13 protein-coding genes and 1 pseudogene are annotated in these 13,397 nt (G+C 57.9%); all 14 read right to left on the bottom strand.

The window, feature by feature from the left end:
- Nucleotides 1-140: 140 nt before the first annotated feature.
- Nucleotides 141-641 carry a hypothetical protein gene (locus VLV32_04380; protein ID HUL41127.1) on the bottom strand — a complete coding sequence of 167 codons (501 nt, stop codon included), beginning with the start codon at nucleotides 639-641 and terminating at the stop codon, nucleotides 141-143.
- A gap of 98 nt (nucleotides 642-739) precedes the next feature.
- Entirely contained in the window at nucleotides 740-1,396 is a 657-nt protein-coding gene (locus VLV32_04375; GenBank protein HUL41126.1) for a cysteine hydrolase, read from the bottom strand.
- Between the two features lie 162 nt (nucleotides 1,397-1,558).
- Complete coding sequence (locus tag VLV32_04370; GenBank protein ID HUL41125.1) at nucleotides 1,559-2,383, bottom strand: alpha/beta hydrolase; 825 nt, start codon at nucleotides 2,381-2,383, stop codon at nucleotides 1,559-1,561.
- 132 nt (nucleotides 2,384-2,515) lie between these two features.
- Nucleotides 2,516-3,040 carry a DNA starvation/stationary phase protection protein gene (locus tag VLV32_04365; GenBank protein ID HUL41124.1) on the bottom strand — a complete coding sequence of 175 codons (525 nt, stop codon included), beginning with the start codon at nucleotides 3,038-3,040 and terminating at the stop codon, nucleotides 2,516-2,518.
- Nucleotides 3,041-3,692: 652 nt separating this feature from the next.
- Nucleotides 3,693-3,833: pseudogene (locus VLV32_04360) on the bottom strand (thioredoxin).
- 88 nt (nucleotides 3,834-3,921) lie between these two features.
- The gene (locus tag VLV32_04355) at nucleotides 3,922-4,974 is read right to left on the bottom strand and encodes an alpha/beta hydrolase (protein ID HUL41123.1); all 1,053 of its coding nucleotides are present in this window, start codon (nucleotides 4,972-4,974) and stop codon (nucleotides 3,922-3,924) included.
- A gap of 194 nt (nucleotides 4,975-5,168) precedes the next feature.
- Complete coding sequence (locus VLV32_04350) at nucleotides 5,169-6,548, bottom strand: FAD-containing oxidoreductase (GenBank protein HUL41122.1); 1,380 nt, start codon at nucleotides 6,546-6,548, stop codon at nucleotides 5,169-5,171.
- A gap of 49 nt (nucleotides 6,549-6,597) precedes the next feature.
- Entirely contained in the window at nucleotides 6,598-7,356 is a 759-nt protein-coding gene (locus tag VLV32_04345) for an SDR family oxidoreductase (GenBank protein HUL41121.1), read from the bottom strand.
- 69 nt (nucleotides 7,357-7,425) lie between these two features.
- Nucleotides 7,426-8,133, bottom strand: a complete 708-nt coding sequence (locus tag VLV32_04340) for a VOC family protein (GenBank protein ID HUL41120.1) — start codon at nucleotides 8,131-8,133, stop codon at nucleotides 7,426-7,428.
- Nucleotides 8,134-8,239: 106 nt separating this feature from the next.
- Entirely contained in the window at nucleotides 8,240-8,956 is a 717-nt protein-coding gene (locus VLV32_04335; GenBank protein ID HUL41119.1) for an SDR family oxidoreductase, read from the bottom strand.
- A 288-nt stretch (nucleotides 8,957-9,244) separates the two neighbouring features.
- Nucleotides 9,245-11,011, bottom strand: coding sequence for an MOSC and FAD-binding oxidoreductase domain-containing protein (locus VLV32_04330; GenBank protein ID HUL41118.1), 1,767 nt, complete (start codon nucleotides 11,009-11,011; stop codon nucleotides 9,245-9,247).
- 59 nt (nucleotides 11,012-11,070) lie between these two features.
- A complete protein-coding gene (locus VLV32_04325) occupies nucleotides 11,071-12,051 on the bottom strand; it encodes an Atu1372/SO_1960 family protein (GenBank protein ID HUL41117.1) in 981 nt (326 codons plus the stop codon).
- A gap of 288 nt (nucleotides 12,052-12,339) precedes the next feature.
- Nucleotides 12,340-12,681 (bottom strand): hypothetical protein, encoded by a 342-nt coding sequence (locus tag VLV32_04320; GenBank protein ID HUL41116.1) that lies wholly within the window; start codon nucleotides 12,679-12,681, stop codon nucleotides 12,340-12,342.
- 109 nt (nucleotides 12,682-12,790) lie between these two features.
- Nucleotides 12,791-13,397: enoyl-CoA hydratase/isomerase family protein (locus VLV32_04315; protein ID HUL41115.1), on the bottom strand; the 607-nt coding region annotated here is incomplete at its 5' end.

Below are 13,397 nucleotides of genomic sequence, written 5' to 3'. Positions count from 1 at the left end.
CGTATCGCTTAAAGGGCGTCAGTGCGTAGCCTAATCGGGCAAGGCAAAAAGTACCCATGCCACTTCAATCTAAACCTTCAAATCCGGCGCCGCCACATGACTGCCCGCTGCAAGATGTGCCTACCTGTTAGCAACCGGGCTTACCCGGAAGCTTTGGTCTCCGGGCGAAATGATTTTGCCGCCACAATACCAAGCACAACGAAGGTCACCAGCGCGGTGACTTGCGCGATCGCGAAGGGCGGTTCGGATTGTTTCGGTGCCAGCGCGTTCAGGAACGGCACCTTCAGGAATGTCTGAAAAACCAAGACGAAGACGTTTAAATAGAGAGCCGAGACCGCGCTTGCGACGTATATCCAGCGCCAGTGACTCGCCAAATGTCGGGCATAGAGCGCGAATATGGCAATCCCCAGCACGACCAGCGATATGACGCCGACGATATGCGAAGGCAGAATGTGATCGCGCGGAAAGAAAAACCCTGTTACGCTCGTCAACACCGTCGTCGTCAGAAAAACCACAGTCCAGCCATCGAGCTTATTGGAGTTGATAATGGCAAACAGGACGACCAGCCCCGAGAAAATTCCTACCAGGCTTATAGCGACGTGCACCAGCGTGAACGTAGATACCGACATACCTAAAATCACTGCACACCTCCATTAGAGACACTACGTAGAACCTGCCCGGACAACCATAGTTTGATCATAACCGGTGCTGACCATTCGATCGCTGGCATGTAACGCCTTCACGACCTCCGCTGCATCGCTTTGACGGCTTCGTCCGTTGTCAAGACCGCGTGGGCGAGAAACGCGAAGTTAATAAGCGCTGCCGTATAGCCATAGCCCCATTCCGGGTGCTTTGGTGCGGCAGTCGCATCTTTTGCAACGGCTACCTCGAAACCTTGCTCCAGCAATTCGCGCAAGTGAGATTCGACGCACATGTTCGCCAGCATTCCGCCAAGAATGACCTTGCTGATCTTGCGTTTGCGAAGTTGTAGAACGAGGTCGTTGGTCTCTGGCCCCCACACGCGGTGCGGCGCGACGACTATCGTTTTGCCGTCCTGAATGTAGGGCTTGAATCGCTCCAGCCAGTCAGCGCCGGACCCTTGCAGGCCATCGAGATTCAGGACACCTTTGCGAGCGAACATACCAGAGGTAACCTCATCAGTTTCGAGCGGTCCGTTGAATTTCCATCGCTTGTCCGTGGGATAGAAATAGTGCGGCGAGATAAAAACCTCGAATCCATGCGCTTTCGCCGCCTTGAAAATGCGCTCCATGTTCTCAATGGTATTGTTCTCCTGAAGACTTTCGCGGACCAGCGGCCACGCGAGTCCTTTTTCGCCCAGAACCTCGTTCTGCGGATCAATAAAAACAATCGCGGTATCTTCCCGATGAATGTTCATTGTTATCTCCTGTTCGAGGTTTCAGTTGGCCGAGATCGCTTTAGAAACCAATCGCGAGCGACATGATTGCTACCCCGACAATGGCGCCGGCCAAAATGCAGAAGAGCGTCTCTTGCCGGTCGGCTAGCCCGGGCGGCTTCTCAGCCGCCCGGCCGCGCGATCCTATGCCTTGATGAACGCCAGCAGGTCGGCATTGATGACCTCGGCTTGCGTCGTGATCATGCCGTGGGGGTAGTCCTTGTACGTCTTCAGTGTGCCGTTCTTGAGAAGCTTGGCTGAGAGTGGACCGGCGGCCTGATAGGGCACGATCTGGTCGTCCTCGCTATGCATAACCAGAACCGGCACCGAGATCTTCTTCAGATCCTCGGTGAAGTCGGTCTGCGAGAATGCGACGATACCGTCATAATGCGCCTTGGCACCGCCCATCATACCCTGGCGCCACCAGTTCCAAACGTTAGGCTCGATCGTTTTCACGCCCGGACGGTTGAAGCCGTAGAACGGGCCGGCCGGCAAGTCGTAATAGAACTTAGCCCGGTTGGCAAAGAGTTGGGCCTGGAGATCGTCGAACACCGATTTGGGCAGACCTAGCGGATTGGCCGGGGTCTTCACCATCAGCGGCGGCACGGCGCTGATGATCGCCGCCTTCGCCACGTTCTTATCGCCATGGCGCGCGATATAACGCACGACCTCACCGCCTCCGGTGGAATGTCCGACGTGGATAGCGTTCTTGAGATTGAGGTGCGCGGTCAGTGCCGCGAGGTCATCGGCGTAATGATCCATGTCGTGGCCGCCAGATGTCTGGGTCGAGCGTCCGTGACCACGCCGGTCATGGGCGATGACGCGAAAGCCATGACTTAAGAAGAACATCATCTGCGTGTCCCAATCATCGGCCGTGAGCGGCCAGCCGTGAGAAAACACAATGGGCTGACCAGTCCCCCAGTCTTTGTAGAAAATGGTGACTCCGTCCTTCGTCGTGATCGTGCTCATGTGATGCCCTCCTCGGTTGTTGACTTAACCAAACGGAAATGCTCCCCGGCTTGGTTCAGCGGCTAAACGCTGCTCATTAGGGTCGCTCGTTCCAGCAACCGGCGACGCCTTCTGAAGCGCTAAACATTCTGCTTAACGAGCGCGCACGATCTCCGCTAAAAACCATGTCCGGCGCTCAGTCTGGTCAATCCAGTTCTCGATCAAGCTGGCGGTAGCGACATCGTTGTGCTGGTCGCAGACTTCATGCGTGGCGCGCAGGGATTGTGTGAGCTGCTGGTTGTCAGTACACAGTTCCGCCAGCATATCTTCAGGAGTGACGAATTCTTCATTGTTGTCTTTCAGTCGTTGATGACTTGAGATTTCGCTAATGGAGTGGAGCGTGGTTCCGCCGATCTTGCGCGCGCGTTCCGCGATATCGTCCGTCATGGAAAAGATTTGCTCGGAGTGCTCGTCCAGGAGCAGGTGGTAATCACGAAAATGGCGCCCACTCATGTGCCAGTGGAAATTCTTCGTCTTCAGATAAAGCGCGAACACGTCAGCAAGCAATTGACGTAGGGCACCTGAGATTTCCACGACACCTTTGTGGCTAAGATCGGTCGTCGTTTCGAAGGCGTCTTTCTTCCGTCCCTTAAGTTGAATTGCATCACTCTTTCCCATTGTTATGTTCTCCTTTCAGCTGACAGGTTGTATTCATGAAACACAATTCAATCGGTTACGCGCGATCACCTGCGATGGTACGTCGTCTGTTGAGAGGCACCATCCGCTCTCCGTTCGGGAAGTCATTGAAGTAGATGGGGACTGCAGACATATCAAAACGTTAAGCCCAGGTGAGCTTTCAGTAGATGAGCGCATAGGTTGACGTACGGCCGAGCGAGGATTGGCTACCAGTCGCGAAGACGAAATCACTTCTCGTCATCCGCGCCTTGGAGGATGGCGGCAAAAATCCCATTTTGTCAATGGGCAGTATTGAAGAAACGATCAGAGACAACCTGCTTCTTTGTCACGGAACTGTCATATTCCGGGTGTCTCAGTAATTGATGACGGAGACCAGCTTGGAAATGACCTGATTCGGGCCGCCTCAATCAGCCAGTGGCCCGAGTTCTTGACGACGGCGCCCCCAACGTGGATGTCTAAGGGAGCTCCCTCCGCGCGCAGCGCGCGGCGAGAAGAGGCGCAACGTCCACATCCCCGTAAATGTCATATGCGATTCCATACATAAGCAACACGGGCGGCCCATCGCCGGCGCCGACGATCAGCCGAACGTGAACGCATAAGCCTCCACACCGGGATCGAGAAACTCAATCTCGAACTATCGATCCGCGATGGGTTTCTGCTGTCGGATCAACTCATACAGCCGCTGTTCGCTAACGGTGCCGTTGCCTTGGTCGTCAACGTCAATTCCGTGAGCAGCGCCCGGCGGCTGTCCATCGATAAGCACGCGAAATCGCACGGAAGTTAGATGTATTCCTTTCAGATGGCGGACGTGTCGGCAACGTGGCGGCGCTTCCCAGGAAACGGCCAAAGCATGATAACGCCGATCAATAACCGTCGACGTCGATAACAGCTTGGGCAAAGTGCTGCGGCGCTTCCTGAGGCAGGTTATGCCCGATACCGCCCTTGATAATCCGGTGCGAATATTTACCCGAGAATTTGTTGGCATAGGCGCTGGCGTCCGGATGCGGTGCGCCATTGGCGTCACCTTCAAGGGTAATGGCGGGCACGGTGATGGCCGGACCCTCGGCAAGCCGCTTTTCCAGTTCGTCATATTTCGGCTCACCTTCAGCCAGTCCGAGCCGCCAGCGATAATTATGGATAACGATAGCGACATGATCCGGGTTTTCGAACGACGCCGCCGTGCGATCGAAAGTGGCATCGTCGAAGTTCCACTTCGGCGAAGCAAGCTGCCAAATGAGCTTTGCAAAGTCGTGCCGGTATTTCTCGTAGCCGGCGCGGCCGTGGTCGGTCGCAAAATAATATTGGTACCACCATTCGTACTCAGCCTTTGGCGGCAACGGCACCATGCCGGATTTTTGGCTGCCGATCAGATAACCGCTCACGGAGACGATCGCCTTGCAGCGGTCAGGCCAAAGTACCGCCACGATGCCGGCCGTCCGCGCTCCCCAGTCAAAACCGGCGATAATCGCCTTCTCGATCTTGAGAGCATCCATTAAAGCGATGATATCGAGAGCGACCACTGACGGCTGGCCATTCCGGAACGTTTCATTGGAAAGAAAGCGCGTCGTGCCATAGCCCCGCAGATACGGAACGATCACCCGGTAGCCTGCCGATGCGAGCAATGGCGCGACATCGACAAAGCTGTGAATGTCGTAGGGCCAGCCGTGCAATAGAATTACCGCCGGGCCATTGGCAGGGCCGGCTTCAGCATATCCAATGTTCAGGAGGCCGGCGTTGATCTGATTTAATGAGGCGAATGACGTGTTCGTCCCCGCCTTTATCATTGGCAAGTTTGGCGAATTTGCCGTGCCGGACTGTGCTTTCGCAGAACCGATAAGGCTGAGCTGCGCGGCGGCAACAGTCATGGCCGCAGTGCCGAGAAAGTAACGGCGATCGTGGTTGATTTCTTCAGACATTTGTCTCTCTCCAGTCTAATTCAAATCGATGGTGCCGCGTGCGGTGCAGTGATCTCTTTGTCAAACTTCAGAGTTGCCATGTTCTTCCCTCATATACGTTCATCCAAATCGAAAACCAGATTTGTTGAATGCGAGCCTCAACCAGGTGCACAGCTCCGTCCATGTCCGTAGCGTTGGCCGCCGACTACTGCCTCCTACGAAAAGGGTTCCAGTTTGGACAAAACGGTGGGGAGAAATTCCGCAACGGTCGGATGAATATGCATTGCGCGCTGTACCACCGTATACGGCGCCTTCGCATACATGACGTCCAGCAAAGTCTGAACCACTTCATCGCCTCCGGTCCCAAGAATGGCAGCACCCAGAATGTGTTTTGTTTCCGCATCAACAGAGATTTTGATGAAACCTTGCGTCTCACCTTTCTCAACCGCCCGGCTCACTCGGCTCATCGGATGTTTCGCAGCGAGTGCGGCGCGCCCGGACTTCCGTATATCGGCTTCCGTCATGCCACATCGGCCTAGCGGCGGATCTGTAAACAGAGCATAGGTTTGGATTCGGTCTGAAACGCGGCGATGATCTGCGTTGAGGAGATTATCGGCGACGATTTCATAGTCGTTGTATGAAGTATGCGTAAAGGCGCCGCGGCCGTTACAGTCACCCAGGGCCCAGATGCCGGGCACGTTCGTTTGCAGTTGATCGTCAACGATGATGTAGCCATGTTGGTCGGTCGCGACCCCGGCCCGGTCGAGACCTAGGTCATTCGTGTTGGGAACACGTCCCACTGCTAGAAGTACATGAGTGCCTAATGCTTCGGGCGGACCTACGTCGCATTCGACGCCGACGGCGATACGGCTGTCGCGCTTCGCCAGCGATATACATTCCGCATTCAGCTGAATGCGTATCCCCTCAAGCTCCAGGATTTCGCGCACGGCATCGGAAACGTCTTCGTCTTCACGTCGAATCAGGCGCGGCGCCATCTCTACAATCGTGACTTCGCTCCCGAAGCGGCGATACATCTGAGCGAATTCCAGCCCAACATAACTTCCGCCGACAATGACGAGGTGCTCCGGCAAGAAGTCGACATCCATCATCGATGAGTTTGTGAGAAATGAGACATCCTTAATTCCCGGGATCGCGGGAACAGAGGCGCGCCCACCAACGTTGATGAAAACTTTGTCGGCTTCCAGGATTTCATCGTTGACCATAACTGTGTGAGACGAGTGAAAGCGGGCATGGCCCTGGATAACGGTGCAGTTTTTCAATCCTCGCAACCATTCCTCTACGCCCTCGTTCGAGCGCCCGGAAACCGCATCTTTGCGCGCTTTCACACGCTTCATATCAACGCGCACATCACCGTTGATGCTGAAACCATAGTCGGCGCCGCGCCGGGCAACGTGAGCCGCGTAGGCGCTTGCAACCATCGTCTTGGTCGGGATACATCCCGTGTTCACGCAGGTGCCGCCGAACTTGTGGCGTTCGATGATGGCTACGGTTTTGCCCACGTCTGACAATCGCGCCGCCAGGGACGGGCCCGCCTGGCCCGTCCCGATAATGATTGCATCGAAATGCCGCGACATTAGGTACCTCCTTTTAAGAAGATCGAAGCCACCTTAGTGGCCCCTTTAGCTAACCGGCGACGAGCTGCTGCCCGCCGTCGATGTCATAGGTCGCGCCTGTGAGGGCCGTGTTGGTCATAATGTGTACGGCCAGCGCGGCGACGTCGGCCGGTCCGACGACGCGCCTGATGGGAAGCGTGGCGCGAAGCTGATTGCGGCGTTTTTCCAGATCGTTGCCGAGAAGTTCTGCCGACAACGGCGTGTCCACAAAGCCGGCGGCGATGAGATTGACTCGGACGGGCGCGAGCTCGAGCGCCAGGTTGGCGGTGAGGCTGGGGAGTGCGGCGGTGACCGCGCTAGCGATGCTCATGCCGATGGCTGGACGCCGGCCACCAGTTCCGCCCATGAAGATCAGCGTTCCTCCCGGTCTCATTTTGTTAGCCGCGTTGCGGGCGACATAGAGCGCCAGCAAGAGGTGCTCACCGATAAGATCGCGTTTCTTTGCGAAGTCCATATCGGCGAGGCGTCCATAGTACGGCCGGCCGGCGGTCAACATCACGTGGTCAATCATCGGCAGGTCACGGAAGAACCGCTCGATCGCAACTGGATCCGAGGCGTCGAAGGCGGCGGTGCTCACCGCATCAACTTCCTTCGCTGCATTCTTGAGGCGCTCGGGATTCCGAGCAGTGAGGATCACTTTCGCCCCCTCGGCGCGCGCTCGTCGGGCCGTTGCGAGCCCAATTCCGGCGCTACCGCCGATCACGACGACAGTTTGCCCAAATAGTTCTGGTTCGCGTTGGATGGGAAAGGTGGTGGTTGCGGTGCTCATGATTCCTCCAAGAATCCGTGATCGAGTGCCTCGCCTGCCCGCTGAGAATGATGTCGGGTCGCATGCCAACTACCCCGGCACGCGGGCGCGGGCACCTTCTATGCGGAGCGCGGCATCTTCGGCTGCCCCGTCGGGAGTTCTCCCGTTCTCGCGCGCGACGATGTAGGCGGCGTACCAGCCCGACCAGTGGTGCTTCGGAGCGGTCGGTTCGTACTCGCCATGGCGTTTCTCTGTCTCTCGCAGAAGCTCCGTCAGAGTCGCGACGTCCATGCTGAGTCCTCGTCCGGGAAGCCGCGTCGTGACCTCTTGCAGCAGCCAGCGATTGCCGTCTGGGTCGCTGAACGTGACGAAGGAGCGATAGCTGGCGTGATCGGACGCAGGGCCGTTGACGCGACCGTCCGTGCCGAAACGAGCGCCCCGCGTCCCTTCGTGGAACACCTCGCCGACCCCGACACCGACGGCGACGAGCTCGTCGCGCGCGGCCTCGATGTCAGACACGACCAGGTACAGGTTCTGCGCCGAGCCGGGCGCGGCCGAGGTAACATTCGTGCCGAATTGGACCGAGCTCCCGGAGCCCGGAGGCGTGAACTGAATCAAGCGGAAGTCGTCGCCGCTGGCGAAATCGGCGTCGAGCCGCCACCCGAGCCCCCCGTAGAAACCCTTCGCGCGGTCGACATCCGAGACGGGGATGACGACCACCTCGAGCTTCATGTCGACTCTCGCGACGCTCGTATCTCTGGAGTCGTTGCTACGGATTTCATTCTTCAGATTTGCCATCTTCTTTCCTCCTATGCGTTCACCTTAATCGAAGTCAGAATATCCGGGCTGGTCCTATTTGATTCATTGTTAATCTTCTTCCTAAATGAACTGAACTGTCTCGCGATTACCAACGGCCAGCGTGGGCGCCGCCATCCACGTGGAGTACCTCTCCGGTGACTTGGTCCGCCTGCGCCAGGTAGAGGACAGCGTCGAGAACGTCTTTTACGTCCGCGATTTTCCCCATTGGCTGCAACTTCTTAAGAGAGTCCTTAGGATCATTCTTATGCAGTGGTGTGTCCACGACGCCGGGGGCTACGGCGTTGAATCGGATACCTTCCTTCGCATACTCGATAGCGAGACTCCGAATTACTTTATTCAGTCCGCCCTTCGTAATCATCGAAACCGAGGCGTTGACGCCAGCGATCGGTTGATCGGCAAGCGACGCAGTGATGTTCACAACGCTGCCCGATTTTTGTTTCAGCATCTGTTTTACAGTGAGCTGAGTGATGTAGAGGAATCCCAGCAAATTGGTCGAGACCAAGGCGTCGAAGTCCTCGGTAGTAAACTCCGTGAAAGGCTTGACGTAGTAGATTCCCGCGTTATTCACAAGAACGTCGATGGTTCCGAAGCGTTTGATCGCGGCATCGACCACTTTGGCGGCGGTCTCCTGCTTACCGATATCTCCATCGACGAGAATTAGGTCGGGCGAGGCAGTCAATAATACAGTTGCATGAAGAGACGTTGCGACCACGTTATAACCGTGCTTCAGGAAGCCTTCGACCAAACCCGCACCAATACCCCCCGATGCTCCCGTGACGATTGCTGTTTTCTTGTCTGGCATATATCCTCCTTCGCTTGAAAGTTCGGATCCACTGTACGGTTGCAATCAGACCAGGAGCGCGGTTAAGAAACGCCCCATGTTCGTGGTCGTCAGAGCGATCGGCGCCAATCGAGATGGCGAATGGCACCCCGGGGGTCGCTTTGCGGCGGGTCCCCGCATAACGTAGCCTCTCTTACTCCGCGACCTCAAAAATGATTTCCAGCTCGACCGGCGTGCCAAGCGGGAGACTCTCGACACCAAAGACGAACCCGCGTCACGCCGGTGACGCGAGCTTCCAATCATTGCGTTCTAGATGTCGATTACCACGTCTCCCTGGGGGCGCGAGCAGCAAATTAATAGGTTCCCTGTCGCCGGAGGCTCGAGCGGCGCGAAATCATACTTCACCGACCCGGAAATCAACCCGCACTCACAGGTATGGCAAACCCCGGTCCGGCAAGACCAGCGCACCGGGACGTCGCAGGCTTCGGCGAGCTCCAACAGGCTCTGGAACTTGGGACCCCAAGAGACCGTGAGGCCGGCGCGAGCAAATGAAATTCTTGGACCTCCGCCGGGCGATCCCTCAGGCACGTGCGGTACCGGGCGCGGGGCTTTCGTCACACCTGGCGTGACAGACTTGCCTGAACCGAATATCTCGGTGTGGATGCGATCACCGGCCACGCCCCAGCCATCGAGTCCGGCGGTGAAATCCTCAAGGAAGGCGGGAGGGCCGCACAGATAAAAATCGGATTCGCGGGGTACGCCCAGCTTTTCGAGGACCGTGACGGTCAGCCGGCCGGCCGCATCGAAGTCGACGCCCAGACGGTCAGTCGGGTCCGGCCGACTGTACCGGACGTAGCTCCGGGCATTAGGCAGTTTAGCCAGCAAATCGTGTGCTTCTCGGGCAAAGACATGATCCGGGCGGTTGCGCGCTCCATAGATCCACCAGACCGGGCGCCGCGACGTGTGTGCTGCAAGCGCGTGGAGCATGGCCATCACCGGGGTCACACCGACGCCGGCGCTCAACAGCACTACAGGAAGATTGCCGCGCCGCAGGATAAAGGCACCGCGCGGCGCGCTGACATCCAGGACATCACCTACATGAAGCTGCGTGCTCAGGTAAGTGCTGGCGATTCCATGCGGCTCCTCCTTAATGGTGATGCGGTAATGACCGGCGTCCGGCAGATCGGACAGCGAGTAGCTGCGCAAAACTGGAGGCGCGTTAGGTTTAGGACCGAGTCGCAACACCACGAACTGCCCGGGCAGAGGGACGGTTAGACGACGAGCGTCAACTGGCTCCAGCAGCAGGGAGACCACACTGCTGCTCTCGCGATTCATTCTGGCCACTATGAGAGGCCGGAATCCGGGAGTAGCCGTGACCATCTGGTCGGGTGACGCCAGTCCGGCATTCCCCATGCGCGAACCCGGCTGCGTTATCTGCCCCAACAGAGCCTCAAAGGAAGACTTCCAGCCCGGGCTCAGGGCCGGGATGCGCAAAGCTCGCTCAAGTTCTTCTTTGGCGGGTGCGGGGAGATAGAGTAGCGCGTCGACCGTGGCGACCGTGAGACGTTCAGGACCCTCGGCAACTTTGACGATTTCATCGCCGGCGCCCACATCGCCCTCTTCTAGGACGCGAAAATAGAACCCCGGGCGGTGATGTGCGACCAGCAAAGCCGCCATCCTGGGCTCATCCATTCGTATGCCAACGCGGTAGCACGTCACACGCGGCTGCGTAACCTCGAAGAGAGCGCCGCCGATGCGGTAACGATCGCCGACGCAGACCTCGCTGTCGGCCAGACCTTCCACCGTGAAGTTCTCTCCGAATTGCCCGAATGTGAACTCGCCTCGCTTCAGTTCACGCTGCCAATAGTGATAGGACTCCATCTGGTAGACAAGCACAGCGCGGTATTCTCCACCGTGGCCGGCTAGATCACCTTGTGCGTCACCATCGATGTTGAGCCGCCGAACCAGGCGCCGTCCCTGCACTGGCCCCTTCCACACGGACGTGTAAACAGTCTTCCCACGCCACGTAATCTCGCGGGGTTTACCCACGTTGATAGACAATAACCGTGACAGCATGTGACTAAACCTCAGAAGAATTCCTCGTCGCCGGTTAGATCAGGGCTGCACTTCCAAGATCACACCAGTTCGACCGGGGTGCCGAGCGGGAGACTTGCGACGCCATACACCAGGCGGCAAGGGTTCTTGTCTTTTCCGAAGACGTCTTGCAGCAACTCCGAAGCGCCGTCAGCGACTTTCGGTTGATCGCGGATATCTCCAGAAGTTGCTACGGAAACCCCGAGCCGAACGATCCGCTTCACTTTATCGAGTGATCCCAAATACTCACGGGCAACAGCGAGGCAGTTGAGCGCCGCGAGGTGAGCCGCCTTTCGCCCCGCTTCCACATCGAGCTCCGCTCCTACACGCCCAATAAATTTGGCCTCGCGGCCTTCTGTGGGAAGCATCCCGGTCAGAAACAGCAGATTGCCCGTTTGCACCGCCTCCACGTAGGTGCCAAAGGGCTCAGGCGGCGCCGGGAGCTTGATGCCGAGTTCTTTCAACCGCTGCTCGGCGCTAGCCGGCCGAGAGCCTTCGTGGGTTTCCATTTGCTGTTTTGAATTCATTTTTCCCTCTGTCATTGCATTTAAATCAATGTTGCCACGCGGCGGGTCCCCGCGGTCGGTCCAATTCAGCGTCCGATTAACCGGATCGAGGTCCAGATCGATCGGCTCCGGAAGATTGTCATAAAGAAGCTCAATGTCCCTGCGGTTCTCGGCCGACTGACCTTGCGTAACTTGGATGTTGGCCCGAAAAATTCGATCCAAACCCGCGCCGTGACCACCCTTCTGCGTCCAATAGAACTTGCCGCCGTCAGCGTCCACCGCAATGCCGACACACCATTTCCTCTGATCCGATTCCAGCCGCGAATCGCCCGGACTCGTATCCACGAGAGTTTCGATTTCCGACCCGTCCAGGTTTGCCTGCGTCACCCGCAGGCCTTCCCGGTCCGACCAGTAAAGCTTGGCGCTCCTCTTCTCCAGCTGGAACTGCTTCGGCGTGAACGTGCCGCCAGGCGGAACATTGGTGATCATGTTCTTGCCATTGAGACCCGACCGCATGATGAGCCATCATTCCTCTTGGGATCACCCACATTGGTCCGGCAGATGTGCCCAGCGGCGACATCGAGCACCAGGCCATCGGGCAACTTCCGGCTTTCGTTGATGATGGTCTTCAAATCGGAGCCATCAGGGTTTGCGGACAGTACGCGGCCGGCGCCGAGGTCCAGGAAGAAGAGCCTACCGGACGTCAGTGCGTTTTTCGCCTCTGCGTCTTTCGATTTGGAAGCTATCGCGCTTATGTAACGAATCTCCTCGCTAACGTGTCTATGTGGTCTCGAGTGAAAAAGGTCAGAGACCAACCTTGGCACGGTCTGTGTTGGTCCAAAGTGGCGTAAAGAGTGAGCCGAAGTCGCGTAGCGATGCAGAAGTCGTGGCGGTTTTGGGCTCGTTGCGCCAAAGGGCAAAGCCGGTTCGGAGTGAAGAGATCGGCGTTCCACCGATGACCTCGACGTTGATCGACATGCGCCGGCCGTCACGTGCGGTGGTCGGCCCGGCCGCGGAATGAGCGGGTGAACAGCCTTGATACTCATCGTCCGGTAGGCTGAAGAACCACGGGGGAATGTCTATTTGATCGAGCGGCGTGTTGATGATAGCGGAGGAGCTCGATTCGATGATGACATGCTCTTCCATTGGAGGGACCTCCGATTTGCTTGTGTCCCCATTTGGGGGGTCGCATTTACTAATGGGGCGCGGGCGGGCGTCGAACGTCGGTGCCGAGTTCAGAAATCCAGGGCGACGATCAATCGGGCTGCGTATCCGTGTCATTGTCGTCCGCCCGCCCGAGCGTGGGCAGGTGCCTGCCGAAGTTCAATTCGAAGTCGCTCGGAACGCCGTAACCCATACTGCGGACCCTGGCACGGCGCGTCCGCTGACCGGGCCAGGCCAGGGCAGAGAAGAACATGTCGTTGCTCGACTGGAGCTCGGTAGCTGTCGGCGTCCCGAACCGATTGACCTGGGCCTTCACCGCGCCTAGCGCTTCACGGTCGAACGAGGCCAGACGCCGGACGAGCGCATCGACAAACGAGTCGAGGTCGTCATCGTCCAGCGTGCGGTTCACCCAACCATAGCGCTCGGCGATATCAGCATCGAAATCGTCGCCGCTGAGGACGATCTCAAGTGCGCGCGAGCGGCCGACCAGGCGCGGGAGCCATTCCAGCGCTCCGCCGCCCGGGACTAGTCCGACGCCGATCTCGGGGTTGCCGAATAGGGCGCTTTGCCGGCTGGCGAAGCGCATGTCGCAGGCCAGCACGAACTCGTTACCGATGCCGCGCGTGCGGCCGCGAATCTTGGCGATGCTCACGACTGGCGTGGACGAGAGGCGCAGCACAAAGTCGCGCCAAAGGCCC

Source organism: Burkholderiales bacterium (assembly GCA_035518095.1).
Classification (GTDB): domain Bacteria; phylum Pseudomonadota; class Gammaproteobacteria; order Burkholderiales; family JAHFRG01; genus JAHFRG01.
Note: the sequence above shows the minus strand (reverse complement) of the source record. Positions and strands in the feature narration are given on the sequence as shown.

Excerpts from the sequence above, each read along its gene's own strand:
- VLV32_04375 (HUL41126.1), bottom strand. The coding sequence starts at position 1,396 with ATGAACATTCATCGGGAAGATACCGCGATTGTTTTTATTGATCCGCAG.
- VLV32_04370 (HUL41125.1), bottom strand. The coding sequence starts at position 2,383 with ATGAGCACGATCACGACGAAGGACGGAGTCACCATTTTCTACAAAGAC.
- VLV32_04365 (HUL41124.1), bottom strand. The coding sequence starts at position 3,040 with ATGGGAAAGAGTGATGCAATTCAACTTAAGGGACGGAAGAAAGACGCC.
- VLV32_04355 (HUL41123.1), bottom strand. The coding sequence starts at position 4,974 with ATGTCTGAAGAAATCAACCACGATCGCCGTTACTTTCTCGGCACTGCG.
- VLV32_04350 (HUL41122.1), bottom strand. The coding sequence starts at position 6,548 with ATGTCGCGGCATTTCGATGCAATCATTATCGGGACGGGCCAGGCGGGC.
- VLV32_04345 (HUL41121.1), bottom strand. The coding sequence starts at position 7,356 with ATGAGCACCGCAACCACCACCTTTCCCATCCAACGCGAACCAGAACTA.
- VLV32_04340 (HUL41120.1), bottom strand. The coding sequence starts at position 8,133 with ATGGCAAATCTGAAGAATGAAATCCGTAGCAACGACTCCAGAGATACG.
- VLV32_04335 (HUL41119.1), bottom strand. The coding sequence starts at position 8,956 with ATGCCAGACAAGAAAACAGCAATCGTCACGGGAGCATCGGGGGGTATT.
- VLV32_04330 (HUL41118.1), bottom strand. The coding sequence starts at position 11,011 with ATGCTGTCACGGTTATTGTCTATCAACGTGGGTAAACCCCGCGAGATT.
- VLV32_04325 (HUL41117.1), bottom strand. The coding sequence starts at position 12,051 with ATGCGGTCGGGTCTCAATGGCAAGAACATGATCACCAATGTTCCGCCT.
- VLV32_04320 (HUL41116.1), bottom strand. The coding sequence starts at position 12,681 with ATGGAAGAGCATGTCATCATCGAATCGAGCTCCTCCGCTATCATCAAC.